The sequence below is a fragment of the Sulfitobacter maritimus genome, from assembly GCF_013346665.1.
GTDB classification, from domain to species: domain Bacteria; phylum Pseudomonadota; class Alphaproteobacteria; order Rhodobacterales; family Rhodobacteraceae; genus Sulfitobacter; species Sulfitobacter maritimus.
This window is the reverse complement of record NZ_JABVBB010000034.1, coordinates 354,558-373,222: the sequence shown is the minus strand read 5'-3', so window position 1 is coordinate 373,222 and position 18,665 is coordinate 354,558. Positions and strand designations below refer to the sequence as shown.

Genomic DNA, 18,665 nt, shown 5'->3' with positions numbered 1-18,665 from the left:
GGTGGAGGTCAGGACAGGCGCGGACGCCTGCCCTGCATCGGCATTACTTGTACTTGCCGGTGTAGACGGGCTCAACCGAGATGGGCGCCGGCTCAACAACAACGTATTCTTCTTCTTGCTGTGCGCAGGCCGAAACAGCTGCAACGAAACCGAACGCTGCCAGCAACTTGATGCTCTTGGACATGTAAATCTCCTGTCTGTGTTAATGGAACCCGGCATGGCGGCATGCCATGCAGGCCCTGGTTCTGGGGTAAGGGATACGTCGGTATTCCTTACCCGCATCTTAAGCGATTCACATGGCAATGGATATGGTTGCAAGCGCAATCGACCCGCCTGTGACTCCAAAGCCTCATTCGAAAAGGACGACCGGCGGAAATCCGCAAGATATTGTGGTCTCATCACAAACCCTCCCAGATGCAGACGCCATCTTTGGGACGGAAGGCTTCGAAAAACTGGGTTGCATCGGGATCGGCAGACCCAAATTCGACAACGCGGTCAGCCAAAGACACAACGATCATTTGGCCCGTCAACGCATGTTCGACCATATAGGGCAGCGCTACGGCGTGACACAGATACTCCATATCCGGTGCGGCGAGGTCATAGGCGATTGCGTCCGGCCCCTCGGCAATCTGTGGCGCGACAAAGCGAAAGCGCAGCCAGGTCTCGCCGCCCAGGTCTTCGACCAGCACCTCTTGTAAGGTGATCTGTTGGCCCGATGGCACGTCAAAGGCAGTGGCAGGTGACGCGAGCCCAAGCCCCAACGCCCCTGCTACAAACCATCCTGCGAACCGCGTTAATGGTTGCGCAGAGCGTCGATCAGCGCGTCCTTGTCCATATCCGAGCGCCCTTCGATCCCAAGCTCCTGCGCCCGGTCGTAGAGCTCGTCCTTGGTCCAATCCTCGTAGGGCGGCTGTTTGCCTCCCTTCTTGCTGGGGTGCTGGCTGTCGTTGGCCTGCGCATTGGCGATCCGAGCGGCTTTCTCCTTGCTCGCCCCGTCCTCGCGCAGGGATTTGTAGGTCTCTTCGTCCTTGATCGATGAATTGGGCATGAGATGATCCTCCTTCGCAGGGAAAACCGCCCAGCCCGCCGAGGGTTCCGCAAGCGGCCTCGGTGGGATCGGTATTTGAAAAAGGATGAAGGACCATGGGGGCGCTCACAAAGGTATGTTGTCGTGCTTCTTCCACGGGGTCTGCACTTTTTTGTTGCGCAGAGAGGCAAAGGCGCGAGCGACCCGTTTGCGGGTGCTGCGCGGCTGGATGACCTCGTCAATGAACCCGCGTTCTGCCGCCACGAAGGGATTGGCGAATCGGTCTTCGTAATCCTTGGTATGTTTGGCGATTTTCTCGGGGTCGTTCAGATCTTTGCGGTGGATGATCTCGGTCGCGCCCTTGGCGCCCATCACAGCCACTTCGGCGGTGGGCCATGCGTAGTTAAAGTCCGAGCGCAGGTGTTTGGAGGCCATCACGTCATAGGCGCCGCCGTAAGCTTTGCGGGTGATAACGGTGACCATCGGCACGGTCGCCTCGCCATAGGCGAAAAGCAGTTTCGCGCCATGTTTGATCACGCCGCCGAATTCTTGCCCGGTGCCGGGCAAGAAGCCGGGCACATCGACCAAGGTCAGAATTGGGATCTCGAAGGCATCGCAGAAGCGCACAAAGCGCGCAGCCTTGCGCGAGCTGTCGATGTCGAGGCAGCCCGCGAGCACCATCGGCTGATTGGCGACGACGCCAACAGTGCGGCCTTCGATGCGGATGAAGCCGGTGATGATGTTTTTGGCAAATTCTGCCTGAATTTCGTAAAAATCGCCCTCGTCACCCAGTTTCAGGATCAATTCCTTCATATCATAGGGTGTGTTTGCATTGGCGGGCACCAGCGTATCGAGTGAGGGTTCGAAGCGGTTCGGATCGTCAAAGAACGGGCGCACCGGGGGTTTTTGGCGATTGTTCGCAGGCAGCAGATCGACAAGGCGGCGGACTTCGGCGAGCGCTTCGACATCGTTTTCAAAGGCCGCGTCGGCGACGGAGGATTTGCGGGTGTGGGTGGTGGCGCCCCCCAGTTCCTCGGCGGTGACGACTTCGTTGGTGACAGTTTTCACCACGTCGGGGCCGGTGACGAACATGTAGGAGCTGTCTTTCACCATGAAGATGAAATCGGTCATTGCGGGGGAATAGACCGCCCCGCCGGCGCAGGGACCCATGATGACACTGATCTGTGGGATCACGCCAGAGGCTTCGATATTGCGCTGAAAAACCTCGGCGTAGCCCGCAAGGCTTGCGACACCCTCTTGAATGCGCGCGCCGCCGGAATCGTTAATACCGATGACCGGCGCACCGTTTTGGATGGCCATATCCATGATCTTGCAGATTTTCTGCGCGTGGGTTTCGGACAGGGAGCCGCCAAAGACGGTGAAATCTTGGCTAAAGAGATAGACGAGGCGGCCGTTGATCGTCCCCCAGCCCGTTACCACACCATCTCCGGCAGGTTTTTGATCTTCCATGCCGAAGTCAGTGCAGCGATGGGTCACGAACATATCGAACTCTTCGAATGAGCCTTCGTCCAGAAGCAGATCGACCCGTTCGCGCGCGGTCAGCTTGCCGCGGCCATGTTGCGCGTCGATCCGCGCCTGTCCGCCGCCCATACGCGCAGCTTCGCGACGCTGCTCTAGTTGTTCGAGAATGTCTTTCATGACGCACCCCTGCTGTGATTTCGCACATCCTACCGAAGCGCAGCGGGCAACCAAAGGGCAATATTGCAAATTTGCAAAACAATTACAGTCCATCATGCGCAAATCGCAAATATGCAAATTAACATGTAAAGAATGGACATAAAGTAAGTCTCAGCTTAATTCCATATGCATGAGCGACCTACCTCTTGTCCGGTATTTGGACCGAACCACCCCGCCCCATATTTCGACGCTGATCCTGCTTGCTGGGCTGTCGGCTATGGTCATGAACGTGTTCCTGCCGAGCCTGCCACAGATGGCCGTCCATTTCGGCACAGACTACGCTGTGATGCAGCTTTCAGTGCCGCTTTACCTGTTTTTCAGCGGAATTTTGCAAATCTTCATCGGTCCGATTTCGGACAATCTGGGTCGGCGGAAAGTTTTGCTCTGGGGGCTCGGCTTGTTTATGGCCGCGACCTTGGGCTGCCTCTTGGCGCCGAATATCGCTGTATTCCTTGTGTTCCGCATGGCTCAGGCTGTGATTGCGACCGGAATGGTGTTGAGCCGTGCAGTGATCCGGGATCTTTATACCCAAGACCAATCCGCCTCAATGATTGGCTATGTCACGATGGGCATGGCGCTGGTGCCGATGATCAGCCCTGCGCTCGGCGGGCTGCTAGAACAGGCTATTGGATGGCAGGCATCTTTTTGGGCAATGCTGATCGTCGGCGCACTGGTGTTCTGGGCGACCTGGGCCGACCTTGGCGAGACGGCTCGCGCCAGCGGCAAAAGCCTTATGCAGCAGTTTGGTGAATACCCCGAGTTGCTGCGCTCGCCGCGTTTTTGGGGCTATGCGCTCGCCACAGGCTTCTGTTCGGGCGCGTTTTTTGCCTATCTCGGTGGCGCGCCCTTTGTTGGCACCGTGGTCTTTGACATGGAACCTGCGGTGCTGGGGCTTTATTTCGGAGCGCCTGCGGTCGGCTATTTTCTCGGCAACTTTATCACCGCCCGGACCGCGACGCGCTTTGGTGTGAACGCCCTTGTGCTTTGGGGGTGTATCGCCAATGCAGTGGGCGGTGCCTTGTCACTGCTGATCTTTCTGGCGGGTTATGGCACGCCGCTGAGTTTTTTCGGGTTGATGACCTTTGTCGGTCTGGGCAATGGGCTATGCATTCCGAACGCAACCGCTGGTATGCTTTCGGTGCGACCACATCTTGCCGGGACGGCATCCGGTCTTGGCGGGGCAATTATGATCGTGGGCGGTGCCGCACTAAGCGCGCTGGCGGGGGCGTTGCTGACGCCTGAAACGGGCGCCTACCCGCTGCTGTGGCTGATGTTGCTAACCGCTGTGGCTTCGGTGGCGTCGATTTGGCTGGTGATCCACCGCGAGAAAGTCTTGGGGCTTTAACCGTGCCTTAACCATGCCGCGCCACCTTGCGACTTGCAGTTTGCAAAGATACCCTTAGGCAAATTGCAAAACTGCAAAGGCGCTTCATGGCCATACAGAAACTCTACGCGGGCGTGAAACTGCGCGAGACGCGCACCCGCGCGGGGCTTACGCAGAAAGATTTCGCAGCCCGGCTTGGCGTCTCCCTGCCCTATCTGAACCAGATGGAGAACAACAATAGACCGGTCAGCACCGCCGTTGTACTGGCGTTGGCGTCTGAATTCGGGCTTGATGTTACCGAGCTGTCGAGCGGCGATGGCGAACGTCTGGTGAGCGATCTGCGCGAAGCCTTGGCCGACCCGATCCTTGCGGGCAATATCCCCCCGATGGCGGACATCCGGCTCACCGCGTCCAATGCGCCGGGGTTGGCCCATGCGTTTTTGTCGCTGCATCAAAGCTACCGTCAGGTGCATGAGCGCCTTGCCTCGCTCGACGAAGCGCTAGGCCGCGAAGATGCCCGCGCCATGCCGTCGCCTTGGGAAGAAGTGCGTGATTTCTTTCACTATTGTGACAATTACATTGACGCAGTTGACCGCGCCGCCGAACATTTCGCCACCCGCGAGGGCGGGCCGGAGAACACCCGCGTGGCTGCGGTCGCGGCGCTTGCCAACGGCGGCGTTAAGGTGGTTTTTGAGGATATGGATCGGCTGCGGGACTTTGATCCGGAAAGCAAAACCTTGCATATCTCGGCCCGCGCCGCCCCGGAAACCCAGACCTTTCAACTGTTGCTTCAAATCGCCCTGACGCGGCAAGACGCGTTGATCGAAGCCACGCTTGATCTGGCGCGGTTCCACAGCCCTGCGGCGCGTGACATCGCCAAGATTGGGTTGGCCAATTATTTTGCGGGCGCCGCGCTGTTACCTTATGAGCGGTTTTTAGAACAAGCCCGCGCTTGCCGCCATGATCTGGAGGTCCTGGCCACCCGCTTTGGCGCTTCGATTGAGCAGGTGGCGCACCGGCTTTCGACCCTGCAACGCCCTGGCGCTAAAGGCATCCCGTTTTTCTTTGTGCGGGTCGATCAGGCTGGCACGATCACCAAACGCCATTCGGCGACGCGGTTGCAATTTGCCCGTTTCGGCGGTGCGTGCCCGCTTTGGAACGTCCACCGCGCCTTTGAAACGCCGGGTCGTTTTCTGCGCCAGTTGGCCGAAACGCCGGACGGTGTGCGCTATATTAGCCTGGCGCGAGACATTTCCAAACCGGCAGGACGCTTTGGTGCGCCGGTGCGGCGTTATGCGATCTCTCTCGGATGCGAGGTTCGCCACGCCCCGGCGCTGGTCTATGCGGACGGGATGGATGTCAGCCGCAGCGATGCCTTTGAACCGATTGGGATTTCGTGCCGTATTTGCGAGCGGAAGGATTGTCATCAACGCTCGGTCCCGCCGCTTGAGCGGCAATTGGTGGTGGACCCGCATCAGCGGGATGTTCTGCCCTATCGGGTGGAATAATCAGCGTTTCGCAGGTCGCCAGCCCGCCCCACGTGCCTCGGCTTCGGAGCAGAACCAGCGCTCACCGTTCTTTGCGTTGATCCGGGTTTTGTCATAAAATGCCTGCCCCGGCATGTGATAGATGCGTGTGCCTTTGGCGCTGATATTGCCTTTGATATCACAACCGTTGCTGGCCTGTTGCGAGGCAGTTCCGCTGCGCCGTGTCACGCGGTACCGGGCGGGAGAAATGGTCTTGAACCCATGGATTCCGCGCTCGGCGACGTAGGCGGCTTTTTCATCAAGGTCATAGTCCATCGAATACTTTCGATAGGCAAAAGCCAGCCCCTCTTGCACCAACTGCTGCCCGACGTCTGCGCCGCCGACAAAACAGCGCGCTACGATACGGCCATAGCGGTCCTGATCCAGCGCTTCGCAGCGCGTTTGCGCACCCTGAAAGCGCTCGCGCACCTGCCGTGTGGTCCAATCACCACAGGCCCAGGGTTGACCGCCCTCAGTCTCACAGGTCTGCGCCGCTTCCAAAGCGTCGATGCCATGCAGGCGGATGCGCGTGCCGTCTACGTCAAACGTGTCGCCATCAATGACACGTACGGCACCGCGAATGCCCTGCGCTGACGCCGCCCCGAAAGACAGCGTCAGAATGAGGGTGAAAAGTGAACAAATTCTTAACATGGGGCCGGTATGACGCCCCGCCCCGCCGCCCGCAAGCTGGTAAATTAAGAGAGGTTAATACCTATCGCTGTGCCACCTGCCAGTTGGGATGCACCCAAGGCTCATCGTTCGCACGCGGTAGCGGATCGCGGCCCAGAAGCAGGTCCGAGACCTTCTCCCCCACCATGATCGACGGCGCATTCAGGTTACCATTGGTGATGCGCGGGAAAATCGAACTGTCGGCCACGCGCAGCCCCTCGACCCCGATCACCCGCGCCTGCGGATCGACCACAGCGTGACGGTCATCCGCCGCTCCCATGCGGCAGGTGCCACAGGGATGATAGGCGCTTTCCGCATGTTCAGCGATGAAACCGTCAAGCTCCGCATCCGATTGCAGAGCTTCACCGGGCTGAATCTCATGCTTCACAAACGGCTTGAACGCCTCCTGCGCAAAGATCTCACGCGTCAGACGGATACAGGTGCGGAACTCTTCCCAATCATCGGGGTGCGACATGTAGTTAAACCGTATCTTCGGCGCATCCGCCGGGTCTGCCGAACGCAGAGTAACGTCGCCGCGCGACTTGGAGCGCATCGGCCCCGTATGCGCCTGAAACCCATGCCCCTCGGCCGCTGCCTGCCCGTCATAGCGCACGGCGATCGGCAGGAAATGGTATTGAATATCAGGGTATTCCACGCCGGGCTTCGAGCGGATGAAGGCCGCGGATTCAAACTGGTTCGATGCGCCCATGCCGGTCTTGGTAAAGAGCCACTGCGCGCCAATCACCGCCTTCGACAGCAGGTTCCAATGTTTATAGAGCGTGATCGGCTGGCTCGATGCCATTTGGATATAAAGCTCCAGATGGTCTTGCAAGTTCTGCCCCACGCCGGGCCGGTCGGCCACAACCTCGATGCCATGTTCCGCCAGATGCGCCGCCGGGCCAATGCCCGACAGCATCAGCAGTTTCGGCGAGTTAATCGAGGACGCGGCCAGTACGACCTCACGCGTGGCACGGATGATCTCGGTCGCACTGCCGCGCTTGACCTCGACGCCCACGGCACGTCCGTCCTCAATCACCACACGCTGCGCCAGCGCACGGATCAGCGTCACATTGCCCGTCTTCTGCGCAGGCCGCAGATAGGCATTCGCCGCCGACCAGCGCCGCCCGTTCCAGACGGTCTGCTCCATCGGGCCAAAGCCCTCTTGCTTCTCGCCGTTGTAATCCTCGGTCACCTGATAGCCCGCCTGCGCGCCCGCCTGCACAAAGGCGTCAAACAGCGGGTTGGCGCGCGGCCCCCGGCTCACATGCAGCGGGCCATCCTTGCCGCGCCAGGCCGGATCGCCGCCGTGGCCGTTCTCGTGCCAAGTTTCCATACGTTTGTAATAGGGCAGCACATCCGCATAGCCCCAGCCCTGCGCACCGCTTTCTTCCCAATGATCGAAATCCTTGGCGTGGCCGCGCACATAGACCATCCCGTTGATCGAAGACGAGCCGCCGATCACCTTGCCACGCGGGCAGACCAGCTGCCGCCCGTTCAGATGGGGCTCCGGCTCGGATTTATAGCCCCAGTCATAGCGCGGCATATTCATGGGGTAGCTGAGCGCGGCGGGCATCTGGATGAACGGCCCCGCATCGCTGCCGCCATGTTCGATGACAATCACCTTACGGCCCGCCTCGGCCAAACGGTAGGCCATGGCGCAGCCCGCAGAGCCCGCGCCGACGATGACAAATTCAGCTTCCATTTTCTTCACCTTCCGTGATTCCGCACTGGGTCAAGGATGCGCAGCACCGCGCGTATGCGCGGCTTGTCCTTGAGGCGGTGGGGAATCGCTCCCCAAACTTGTCGAGGTGACTTGAGGATCAAAGTGATCCCTCAAGCACCTCTCAGCAATTTCGCACCCTTTAAAAAGGCGCTTCGACATCGCCCATGCGCACATAGACAGACTTCAACTGGCTATAGTGCTCAATCGCCGCCTTGGAGTTCTCGCGCCCGACGCCGGAGTTCTTCATCCCGCCAAAGGGCGCTTCGACCGGAGCGTCGTTATAGGTGTTGATGTAGCAGGTGCCTGCCTCAAAAGCGGCCGCCACACGGTGTGCGCGGCTCAGGTCATTGGTAAAGACACCCGCAGCAAGTCCAAACTCAGTCTCGTTGGCGCGGGCCATGACCTCGGCCTCATCCGCGAAATCTAAGACCGCCATGACAGGGCCAAAAATCTCTTCGCGGGCGATCACCATGTTATCTTTGACATCGGCAAAAACCGTGGGCTGCATGTAAAAGCCATCCCGCTCAATCCGCTTGCCGCCATAGACCAGCCGCGCACCTTCGGCCTCGCCCTTGGCCACATAGTCCAGCGCAATCTGCATCTGGCGCTCGCTGACCATCGGGCCAAAGCTGGTGTCTGCGTCCATCGGGTCGCCGACCACGGCCTTCTCCAGCCGTTCAGCCAGCCGCGCCAGAAACGCTTCCTTGATGTCGCGGTGCACAAAAACCCGCGTGCCGTTCGAGCAGATTTGACCGGAGCTGTAAAAGTTGCCCAAGATCGCGCCGCTGACTGCGTTGTCGATGTCGGCATCCTCAAAAACGATCATGGGAGACTTGCCGCCCAGTTCCATCGTTACGTGTTTGATGCCCTCGGCCGCCGCCGCATAGACCTTGCGACCCGTCGGCACAGAGCCAGTGAGCGAGACCTTATCAACACGCGGATCAGTCACCAGCGACTGGCCCACTTCGCCCATGCCCTGCACCACGTTGAACAGCCCCGCGGGCAGCCCGGCCTCAACGAGAATTTCCGCCACTTTCAACGCGCAGAGCGGCGTGGTCTCGGACGGTTTGAAGATCATCGCGTTACCGCAAGCCAGCGCAGGCGCGGCCTTCCAGCAGGCGATCTGTGTGGGGTAATTCCACGCGCCAATGCCGACGCAAAGGCCAAGCGCCTCCCGGCGGGTATAGACCCAGTCTTCGCCCAGTTGGATATGCTCACCCGTCAGACTACCCGCCAGACCGCCGAAATATTCCAGCGCATCCGCCCCGCTGGTGGCATCCGCGACGGAGGTTTCCTGATAGGGTTTGCCGGTGTCATAGGTCTCAAGCACCGAAAGATCGTGGTTACGCGCGCGGATCATGTCGGCGGCACGGCGCAGCACACGGCCCCGCTCAGTGCCGGTCATTGCGGCCCACGCAGCTTGCGCCTTGCGGGCCGAGGTGATGGCCTGCTCGACGATCGCGGGCGTGGCGGCATAGACCGTGGCGATCTTCTCGCCCGTGGCGGGATAGATCACTGGGATCGGCGTGCCGGCGGTGTCTTCGACATAAGCGCCGTCAATAAAGTGGCTGGCTTGGGGCTGGGGATCATAGGACATCAAAGATACTTTCTTGCCTGGGGCGACGGATTTCTGGGCGGAGGGCGCGGCACGCCCGTCACCGCCGTATTTAACGGCCCGCTTTCAGCAGCAGGTCGAGCGTATAGAGCGCGCGGGTCATAGCCTCGGCAGCGCTGACATTGTCGGACAGCGCGGCACGCAGGTAGAGCCCGTCAATCAGCGCGGCCAAAGTGTCCGCATCGCCCTCGGGCTGGGGGCTGATCGGACGCAGCGCATGGGTGAGGTTAGAGCGCAGCCGCCGCTGATACACCGTCAGCAACCGCCGCGTTTCGGGATTGGTCCGCGCGCCGGCATAGAGCGTCATCCACGCGCTGACCGTGCCGGGGTGAAAACCGGTGTCGTCAAAGCTGGCCACGATGATCGCCGCCACCCGGTCATGGGGCGTGCGGGCCGTGGCCAACCGCTGCCGCACCTCGGCGGCATACTCCGCAAGAATATGGCGCATCGCGGCGCGGAAGATCTGGTTTTTGCCCCCGAAATAGTGATGCGCCAATGCGCTCGACATGCCTGCCCGCTTGGCGATCTGGCTCACGGTCACATCAAGCGACTGTGCCTCACCGATCTCGGCAATGGTAGCTTTGACCAGCGCAGAGCGGCGAATGGGTTCCATTCCGACTTTGGGCATTGGATTCGATCCTTTGACGCGTGACCGCCACAGGATAGGGGATTTTTTATTGACGCGTCAATCAAGTTCCCGAAGGCCGCCGCCTCCGTCAGAATTTCGCGGCATGGGAGGGGGGCGTGACCTGCCGTTTCAACATCGCTTCGCGCCATGTGATAAAGGTGACAGACCCCAAGATAACCATGCCGCCCAGCACCACCCAGATGTCCACCGGCTCGGCAAAGACCACCACACCGAGGATCGTGGCCCAGACCAGTTGCAGAAAGGTAACCGGCTGCGTCACCGTCACAGGGGCAGCGGCAAAGGCCAAGGTCATCGTGAAATGCCCTGCCGTGGCGAAAAAGGCGACACCAGCGAGGATCAGCAACTCCTGCGCGGTGGGCGTGATCCAGACCGCGAAGGCAAAAGGGGCCAGCCCGATGGTTACAAAGATCGACAGCATGGTAACGATCATCACGGGCCGCGCCTCATCGGCGAGCACCTTGGCCAAGAGGTAAGACCCGGCAAAGACCACCGCCGCCAGTAGCATCGCCAGATGCCCGGTTGAGACTTCGCGAAAGCCGGGCCGCAAGATAATCGCCGCCCCCGCCAGCCCCAGACAGACCGCCACGATACGCCGGGCCGCGAGCTTTTCACCCAGAAAAATTGCAGCCCCCACCGTGACATAGATCGGCGCGAGGTAGTTCATCGCCGTAACTTCGGCAATGGGCAGGCGGGTCATCGCGTAGAACCACAGGATCACCCCGCCTGCGTGAAAAAACCCGCGCATCCCGAACAGCCCCCACTGCCGCCCGCTGACCGGTGTGGCCAGCAGCGAGCGCAGCATCGGGAGAATGAACACCAGCCCCATCGCGTAGCGCAGGAAAGCCGCCTCTGCCGATGGCAGGCGCGGCCCCATATATTTGACCAAGGCGGTGACGCCGATGAAACAGGCCCCCGTCACCAACATCCAGAACACCCCGACAAGCGGGCGATTGGCGGGAACGGGGATGTCGGGGGTTGTGGCCGGATTTTGTGTCATACCGCGACCCTTTCCCAAAGTGCCGTAAAGGGCAAGATGGGCACGGTGCATTTCTTTACATCACAAGTAATTTAACCGCGATGGCCCACATGGTCAGCGCGATCACGCCGTCGAGTATCTGCCAACTGCGGGGTTTGGCGAAAAGTGGCGCCAGCAGCCGCGCGCCATAGCCAAGCGCGAAGAAGAACACGAAACTGGCCAGCGCCGCGCCGATGCCAAAGCTCAGCCGGTCGGGATATTGGGCCGAGATCGAGCCCAGCAGCACCAGCGTATCCAGATAGACATGCGGGTTCAGCCACGTCAGCGCCAGCAGCGTCAGGATCGCCTTGCCCAAGCTGCGCGTCGCCCGCCCCTCGGCCTCCAGCGCCTCGCCGCCGCGCCAAGCCGACACCGCATTGCGCCAGCCGTACCACAGCAAGAACGCCGCCCCGCCATAGCGCATCAGTGGCCCGAACCACGGTGCCGCTTCGGCCAGCGCGCCAAAGCCCGCAACCCCCGCCGTGATCAGGATCGCGTCCGAACTCGCACAGACCAGCACCACCGGCAGTACATGCTCGCGCCGCAATCCCTGGCGCAGGACGAAAGCGTTTTGCGCGCCGATGGCCATGATGAGCGTGAGGCTCAGCGCAAAGCCGGGGAGGAAAGAGGTGAACATCGGGCAATCCCTGTCTGCTGTTGTCTTTGCTTAAAGGCGGGCGCAAGATTACTCAAATTCAATAGTCTTCGCCGGGATTAGCAAAACTTATGCAGCTCGACAGCGCCCAACTCACCGCCCTCGCCCATATCCTCCGCCTTGGCAGTTTCGACGCAGCGGCGGCGGCGCTTGGTGTAACGCCCTCGGCCATCTCGCAACGCCTCAAGGCGTTGGAGGACCGGGTGGGGGCGACATTGGTGCTGCGCGGTCAGCCCTGTACGCCCACGCCGCTCGGCCAGCGGCTTGCCAAACACGCCGAAGACGTCGCCCTGCTCGAAGCGCAGGCTTTGGGCCAAGACACAGGCAACGCCCCACCCCGGCTGCGGCTTGCTGTGCCCGCAGACGTTTTGGCGACATGGCTGATCCCTGCTTTGGCTGGTGTGGCCGGCATGCTGTTTGATCTGGTAATTGACGATCAAGACACTTCTGCCGATTGGCTGCGCCGGGGCGAGGTCAGCGCGGCGGTTACAGGCCAGTCCCGCGCTGCACCGGGCTGCGATGTGATCCCCCTGGGCGCGATGCGCTACCACCCCACAGCCAGCCCCGCATATTTTGACAGATGGTTCGCCCAAGGCGTCACTGCCGATGCTTTGGCCTCTGCGCCGATGCTGACCTTTGACCGCAAAGACCAGCTACAGACCCGCTGGCTGCACCGAAAGACCGGCAAACGGCTGACCCCACCCAGCCATCATCTGCCCTCAAGCCACGGATTTGTGACTGCAGCGCGCGAGGGGTTGGGCTGGGGCATGAACCCTGCCCCGCTGGTGGCTAAAGATATGGAGAAGGGCCGCCTCGTCTCGTTGGACAAAGACCTGCCGCTGGATGTGCCGCTCTATTGGCAAGTGGCGCGGATCATGGCGCCCGCGCTTGCCCCGCTCACCACGGCGATCAAAGCCACGGCGCGCGGGGCGCTGGTGCAAGACACGCGTTAAAGCTGCGCCATAACCTCGTCAGAGGCCTCAAAATTCGTGGTGACTCGCTGCACGTCGTCGTCTTCCTCAAGCGCATCGATCAGCTTCATCAGCTTTTCCATGTTCTCAAGGTCCATCTCGGTCGTGGTGGTCGGACGCCAGATCAGCTTGGTCGAATCCGACTCGCCCAATTCGGCCTCAAGCGCGTTGGACACGTCGTTAAGATCGGTGTCCGCGCAGTAGATCACATGGCCATCTTCCGAGCTTTCCACATCCTCGGCCCCGGCCTCAATCGCCGCCATCATCACCGTGTCCGCGTCGCCCACGGAAGCGGGATAGATCACCTCGCCCTTGCGCTCGAACATAAAGCCAACCGAGCCTGTCTCGCCCAGATTGCCGCCGTTCTTGGTAAAGGTCGAGCGCACGGTCGACGCGGTGCGGTTGCGGTTGTCGGTCATCGCCTCGACGATCACCGCCACGCCATTGGGGCCGTAACCTTCATAGCGGATTTCCTCGTAATCCTCGCCCTCACCGCCAATCGCCTTTTTGATCGCGCGTTCGATGTTGTCCTTGGGCATGGACTGGCCCTTGGCTTCCTTCACCGCCAGACGCAGACGCGGGTTCTTTTCCGGGTCAGGGTCGCCCATCTTGGCCGCGATGGTGATTTCCTTGGAGAGTTTGGAAAACACCTTGGCGCGCAGCTTGTCCTGACGGCCTTTGCGATGTTGGATGTTTGCCCATTTGGAGTGACCGGCCATGAATACCTCGTTCTGGCAATGCGTTTAAGCCACTCTATAAATGAGCCGCAGCGTTGGAACAAGCCGTGCAGCCTTCGCGGCGGCCCGGTGGTTTGTTGTTTTTGGATCTCGTCCGGCCCTGCGGTAGGGCCGGACAGGGCCAAGGTTCCGAGAATTCCGCGCCCCAAAGCAAAAGGCGCACCCGCATGAGCGCGCCTTCTTTCGTTTCTCAAGTGCTAAGCTCAGACCATGTCAAAGACATCTTCCTCAGGCGGATCATAGGGATCCTCCTCCTCAGCGGGGAGCGAGGTGAGGCTCAGAGCATCCATCAGAGCGGTGGCACTGTCCGGGGCTGCATCTGCATCAGAGGCAAGCCAGTCAGGATCATCGCAACCTGTTACGTCCAAGATATCGCCATCTAAGACGTCGCCACCGTTTTCGTCAGAGTCAACGATCAGGCGCATACTGCTGAGGTCGATGTCCTCAAAGGACAGTGGACCATCGTCGCTCCACAAAGTGAAGTTCGTGGACGTGACCACATCATCCGGACCGTTGGGCAAATTGGCGAACTGCAAGCCAATGTCGAAGTTACCTCCAGCACTCGGCCCATTGTCCGGCAAGCCAGATACCCCGTCATCGGTGGCTTGAATATTCGTCACATCGCTGGAGCCAACTGTTGGGTAGAAATTGAGTGATTCAATTGTACTACCATCTGCCAGATTGAGGAATATTCCGTCGATATCAGGCGCATCCTTCGGGTCTACGATGGTTGGGTGTCCCATGTGGAAGTTCAGTTCGCCATTCTCCATCTCAGTAACAGAGATCGTAATCTCTCCGGCTTCGCCCATAATGAATTTAAGCACGGGTTTGCCCCCGGCATCGGGATCACCGCCCTGCGTGCCACCAGAACCGGACCCCTTCGTGCCACAAGAGCCGGAGCCGTTGGTACCGCCGGAGCCACTGCCCTTGGTGCCACCAGAGCCACTGCCCTTCGTGCCACCAGAGCCGCTACCCTTGGTCCCGCCAGAACCGCTGCCCTTGGTGCCGCCAGAGCCACTACCCTTCGTACCGCCAGAGCCGCTGCCCTTGGTACCGCCAGAGCCGCTGCCCTTGGTGCCACCAGAGCCACTGCCCTTCGTGCCACCAGAGCCGCTGCCCTTGGTACCGCCAGAACCGCTCCCCTTGGTGCCACCAGAGCCACTGCCCTTCGTGCCGCCAGAACCGCTACCCTTCGTACCGCCAGAACCGCTGCCCTTCGTACCGCCAGAACCGCTACCCTTCGTACCACCAGAGCCGCTGCCCTTGGTGCCGCCTGAGCCGCTGCCCTTCGTACCGCCAGAACCGCTGCCCTTGGTGCCACCAGAGCCGCTACCCTTGGTTCCGCCAGAACCGCTGCCCTTGGTGCCACCAGAACCGCTGCCCTTCGTGCCGCCAGAACCGCTACCCTTCGTACCGCCAGAGCCACTGCCCTTCGTGCCGCCAGAACCGCTACCCTTCGTACCGCCAGAACCGCTGCCCTTCGTGCCGCCAGAGCCACCGCCCTTCGTGCCGCCAGAACCGCTGCCTTTGGTGCCGCCAGAACCGCTACCCTTGGTCCCACCAGAACCGCTACCCTTGGTGCCAGTCCCTTTGGTCCCACCAGTGCCGCCCTGACCACCGTCACTGCCGTCAAATTTACTGGCCAGATGCTCGTCATACCATTTGGCAAAGGTCGAGCCTTCAACGCCGCCGTTGTGGTAGGACTTCGTACCGCTCGCTTTGCAGCCGCCGGAGCCGTTGGTGCCGCCCGAACCGGAGCCTTTGGTGCCGCCCGATCCTGAGCCGCGGTGATCGCGCGCCCATTTCCCGGCGCGACCACCGTTTTGACCAACCCAGCCCTTTGAAAATCTGTATCCCATTGCGACAATCCTCGTCTTAATATTTGCAGCTACGGCGGCCCAAAGGCCTCGCTCCCCCACAGAGTGCTGACACTACAATCGTCGGCATATTCCCGCCAAACTCTTTCCGTTTTCACGCGAAATAAGTCGTTTATCGAACGTCAGCGAGAAACAGTGCCAAGCGCGGCGGCAGCATTGTTTTGCGCAGGCTGCCAATGCGTATCGCGCCGATGCGAATCACCCTGGGCGGGATTGAGTCAAATGCCTTTGTTTTGCCCTATAGTCGCCGTAGCCTTGTCAGGCCGCACGCATAGACAGGCGCAAACGACCAACGGAGGCCCCATGCCACGACCCAAGGAAAAGAGCGCTCAGGCGCAGATCGTCGACGCTGCCCGCAAACATTTCGGACAAGACATTGCGCGGGTCTCGGCCCCCGGCGGGGAAAACCGGTCGAGCTTTCGCCTGCACCTGTCGGACCGGACGGTGATCGCCACGCTGCGCCCGAATTTTCGCCGGACCCATCTGGAGGCTCATGTGCTGACGGAACTGGGAAAACATTGCAGCGACCTACCGCAGTGCCTTGGGGTTGTGGGCGAGATCATGTTCCAATCCGATGTCGGCAAACGCCGTCTCAATGTCGAGATCGCGCAGGTTGACCCCTCCGCGCAGAAGGAACTCGCGGCTCAGGCTGTTGCTGGCATCTTTCGCATCCACGGCGCTGCGCGTCAGACGGAGTTGAACCAGATCATGCCCCATTTGGGCAACAACCGGGATTGGGTGCTGAACTTTGTCGACGCGGTGGACTTCCTTCAAGGATTGGGCGGTGGCATCTCTGACCAATTCGACCGGATCGCCGCCTATGAACGCATCGATGTGCCAGCGCAGCAATTCGTCAAATGGGACTGCCGCTCGGGCAATGCTGCCATTGGTCGTGATGATAAATTGCGCTGGTTTGACTTTGAATATGCCGGTCTGCGCCACGGCGCCGAAGACATCGCTTGGCTGATCGGGGATGAGGCATGGCCCCTCGCGCCGCAGGACATGGTCGATGTGGTGATCGACGCCTTTGATCCGACCTGCGGCATCGCCCTGCCGGATTATCTCGACTACCTGTCCGTTTACCTCACCTTCCACGCGGTTCAGCGGCTCAAGCTCATCAGCAAAGAGGCCAAGAAACGTGGCTGGCTCAGCAAAGATCGCATCCGCCGCTATGATGATGCGGGCGTGCATCCAGAATTTGCCGCGCAGATCTGCCGCGTTGGGGCCTATTTCTCGGACCAATCCGAGCTGACCGCCCCCCTCACCGCCAATTTCCTTGACGCGCAGCAGGGGTTTGAGGCCATCGTCGCACAGGATGCAAAGCGCAGCGCCTGAGTTACCACAAAAGCGGGATCACCGCGCTCACCAACAGCGACAGGCTCAGGTTCAACGGCACGCCGATGCGCATAAAGTCGGTGAACTTATAGCCCCCCGGCCCGTACACCAGCGTGTTGGTCTGATAGCCGATTGGCGTGGCAAAGGCGCAGGACGCCGCAATCATCACCGCCACCACAAGCGGGCGCGGGTCCATCGCCAAAGCGGTCGCAAGGCTGATGGCGATGGGCGTCATAATGACAGCCACAGCGTTGTTGCTTACAATCTCGGTCAGCACGGTGGTCAGCAAAAACACCGCCCAAATGATAAAGAAAGGCGGCAACTGCGCCAGCCCCGGCGCGATATTCTCGACAATCAGCGTGATGGCCCCGGAGTTCTGCAAAGCCGCCCCCACGGCCAGCATCGCGAAAATCAACGCCAGCAACCGCCCCTCGACAAAGGAAAACGCCTCCTCCGCATCAATGCAGCCGGTCACCAAGACAATCGCCACAGCGATCACCGCCAAGGCCAAGATCGGCGCCACGTTAAAGGCCGCCAGCACCACGATCCCCACCAGCGCCGCAATGGCAATCGGCGCGTGGCTGCGGCGAAAGGCGCGGGCCGAAGGCTGTGTGACATCGACAAGGTTCATGTCGCTCGCCAGCCGCTGAATATCCTCCGCAGCCCCTTCCAGCAGCAGCGTGTCGCCCACTTTGACGATCAACTGATCGAGCTGTTGACCGATGTTCTGGTTCCGCCGATGCACCGCCAGCGGATAGACCCCATAGCGCCGCCGCAGCCGCATGGAGCCCAAGCTGCGCCCCACCATCCGGCACCCCGGCGTGATCAACACCTCAACAGTCGTGGTCTCCACCGCCGACAACTGATCCACCCGCCGCAATTCCTTGTTGTTTTGCAGGCTGAGCAATTCGGTCATTTGGGTCCGCAACACCACACGGTCCCCCACTTGCAGGGCCACCCCTTTGAGGTTCCGCCGCAGCGACTCGTCGCCCCGCACCACGTCAATCAGCCGCACGCCCTCGCGTTTGAAAAGCTGCACGTCCAGCACCTCGCGCCCGATCAGGTTGCTGTCCGGCGGGATCACCGCCTCGGTGAAGAACTTCATTTTGGAGCGGTCGGACAGCATATTCGCCATACTGTCGCGCGCAGGCAGCAGCCTGTCGGCAAAGAGCAGCATGTAAACCAGCCCCCAGGCGCAAACCACGAGCCCCACGGGGAGGATTTCAAAAATACCGAAAGGCGCCATTCCCTGGCTGCGTGCCACACCATCCACCAACAAGTTGGTCGAGGTCCCGATGAGCGTCAGCGAGCCCCCCATGATCGCCGCATAGCTCAGCGGAATCAGCAACTTAGATGCCTTGGTGTTCAACGTGCGCGTCAACTGCACCACCACCGGGATCATCACCACCACCACCGGCGTGTTGTTCATGATCGCGCTGGCCGCCATGACCGTCAGGATCACCCCCGCCACGGCGGATTTCGGGTGGGTTTTGGCCGTGCGCTCGGCCAGCCGCGTCAGCACGTCCAGCGCGCCGGTGCGCACCAGCGCGCCCATGATGATAAACATCGCCGCAATGGTCCAAGGGGCCGGGTTCGACAGCACCTCAAGCGCGTCGTCATAGGGCAGCACGCCAAGCGCGAGCAGCAGCGCCGCCCCGGCGATGGCGACCACTTCGGTCGGAAAGGCTTCGCGCAGGAAAAGCACGAACATCATGCCGACGACCACCAAGGTGAGCACCGACGTCTCCATCGGAGAGAAGCTAAAGAATTCCATTAAGAACCTGTCGTTCGGGCACAAGCGCGTTGTCCAGTTACCCCGATTGCCGCAGATGGCGCAAGCGTCA

The 18,665-nt window shown here is 60.7% G+C and carries 17 protein-coding genes; 4 read left to right on the top strand and 13 right to left on the bottom strand.

From position 1 onward, the window contains the following. Window positions 1–43: 43 nt before the first annotated feature. From HTT03_RS11935 to HTT03_RS11920, 4 genes are all read right to left on the bottom strand, one after another. Window positions 44–184 carry a hypothetical protein gene (locus HTT03_RS11935; RefSeq protein ID WP_174859998.1) on the bottom strand — a complete coding sequence of 47 codons (141 nt, stop codon included), beginning with the start codon at window positions 182–184 and terminating at the stop codon, window positions 44–46. 214 nt (window positions 185–398) lie between these two features. Further along, window positions 399–761 (bottom strand): DUF6497 family protein, encoded by a 363-nt coding sequence (locus HTT03_RS11930; RefSeq protein ID WP_174859997.1) that lies wholly within the window; start codon window positions 759–761, stop codon window positions 399–401. Between the two features lie 32 nt (window positions 762–793). Next, window positions 794–1,048, bottom strand: a complete 255-nt coding sequence (locus HTT03_RS11925) for a DUF7218 family protein (protein WP_174859996.1) — start codon at window positions 1,046–1,048, stop codon at window positions 794–796. 105 nt (window positions 1,049–1,153) lie between these two features. Beyond that, entirely contained in the window at window positions 1,154–2,686 is a 1,533-nt protein-coding gene (locus HTT03_RS11920) for an acyl-CoA carboxylase subunit beta (RefSeq protein ID WP_174859995.1), read from the bottom strand. 169 nt (window positions 2,687–2,855) lie between these two features. Here HTT03_RS11920 and HTT03_RS11915 point away from each other — a divergent pair, with 169 nt between their 5' ends. Continuing rightward, window positions 2,856–4,070 carry a multidrug effflux MFS transporter gene (locus HTT03_RS11915; protein WP_174859994.1) on the top strand — a complete coding sequence of 405 codons (1,215 nt, stop codon included), beginning with the start codon at window positions 2,856–2,858 and terminating at the stop codon, window positions 4,068–4,070. 86 nt (window positions 4,071–4,156) lie between these two features. After that, window positions 4,157–5,557: a helix-turn-helix domain-containing protein gene (locus tag HTT03_RS11910; RefSeq protein WP_174859993.1), complete on the top strand. Its 1,401-nt coding sequence runs from the start codon at window positions 4,157–4,159 to the stop codon at window positions 5,555–5,557. On the opposite strand, the gene HTT03_RS11905 is transcribed toward HTT03_RS11910, so the two are convergent. The 6 genes from HTT03_RS11905 to HTT03_RS11880 form a co-directional block, all read right to left on the bottom strand. After that, complete coding sequence (locus HTT03_RS11905) at window positions 5,558–6,226, bottom strand: thermonuclease family protein (protein WP_174859992.1); 669 nt, start codon at window positions 6,224–6,226, stop codon at window positions 5,558–5,560. It abuts the gene before it with no gap. A gap of 61 nt (window positions 6,227–6,287) precedes the next feature. Beyond that, window positions 6,288–7,946 (bottom strand): choline dehydrogenase, encoded by a 1,659-nt coding sequence (gene betA, locus HTT03_RS11900; protein ID WP_174859991.1) that lies wholly within the window; start codon window positions 7,944–7,946, stop codon window positions 6,288–6,290. Window positions 7,947–8,106: 160 nt separating this feature from the next. Next, entirely contained in the window at window positions 8,107–9,564 is a 1,458-nt protein-coding gene (betB, locus tag HTT03_RS11895) for a betaine-aldehyde dehydrogenase (protein ID WP_174859990.1), read from the bottom strand. A gap of 70 nt (window positions 9,565–9,634) precedes the next feature. Beyond that, window positions 9,635–10,210: a choline-binding transcriptional repressor BetI gene (gene betI, locus HTT03_RS11890; RefSeq protein ID WP_174859989.1), complete on the bottom strand. Its 576-nt coding sequence runs from the start codon at window positions 10,208–10,210 to the stop codon at window positions 9,635–9,637. 88 nt (window positions 10,211–10,298) lie between these two features. Then, window positions 10,299–11,228 carry a DMT family transporter gene (locus HTT03_RS11885; protein WP_174859988.1) on the bottom strand — a complete coding sequence of 310 codons (930 nt, stop codon included), beginning with the start codon at window positions 11,226–11,228 and terminating at the stop codon, window positions 10,299–10,301. 55 nt (window positions 11,229–11,283) lie between these two features. Then, window positions 11,284–11,883 (bottom strand): LysE/ArgO family amino acid transporter, encoded by a 600-nt coding sequence (locus tag HTT03_RS11880; protein ID WP_174859987.1) that lies wholly within the window; start codon window positions 11,881–11,883, stop codon window positions 11,284–11,286. An 89-nt stretch (window positions 11,884–11,972) separates the two neighbouring features. Here HTT03_RS11880 and HTT03_RS11875 point away from each other — a divergent pair, with 89 nt between their 5' ends. Continuing rightward, complete coding sequence (locus HTT03_RS11875) at window positions 11,973–12,854, top strand: LysR family transcriptional regulator ArgP (protein WP_174859986.1); 882 nt, start codon at window positions 11,973–11,975, stop codon at window positions 12,852–12,854. Here HTT03_RS11875 and HTT03_RS11870 read toward each other — a convergent pair. Together HTT03_RS11870 and HTT03_RS11865 are read right to left on the bottom strand one after the other, a co-directional pair. Further along, complete coding sequence (locus tag HTT03_RS11870; RefSeq protein WP_174859985.1) at window positions 12,851–13,591, bottom strand: YebC/PmpR family DNA-binding transcriptional regulator; 741 nt, start codon at window positions 13,589–13,591, stop codon at window positions 12,851–12,853. The two genes, HTT03_RS11875 and HTT03_RS11870, sit on opposite strands and share 4 nt — an antisense overlap. Window positions 13,592–13,812: 221 nt before the next feature. Further along, entirely contained in the window at window positions 13,813–15,468 is a 1,656-nt protein-coding gene (locus HTT03_RS11865; RefSeq protein WP_174859984.1) for a hypothetical protein, read from the bottom strand. A 321-nt stretch (window positions 15,469–15,789) separates the two neighbouring features. On the opposite strand from HTT03_RS11865, the gene HTT03_RS11860 reads away from it, so the two are divergent. Continuing rightward, the gene (locus HTT03_RS11860) at window positions 15,790–16,821 is read left to right on the top strand and encodes a hypothetical protein (RefSeq protein WP_174859983.1); all 1,032 of its coding nucleotides are present in this window, start codon (window positions 15,790–15,792) and stop codon (window positions 16,819–16,821) included. Window position 16,822: 1 nt separating this feature from the next. Here the strand turns inward: HTT03_RS11860 and HTT03_RS11855 are convergent, their stop codons facing one another. Then, window positions 16,823–18,595 carry an SLC13 family permease gene (locus tag HTT03_RS11855; RefSeq protein ID WP_174859982.1) on the bottom strand — a complete coding sequence of 591 codons (1,773 nt, stop codon included), beginning with the start codon at window positions 18,593–18,595 and terminating at the stop codon, window positions 16,823–16,825. Window positions 18,596–18,665: the final 70 nt, after the last annotated feature.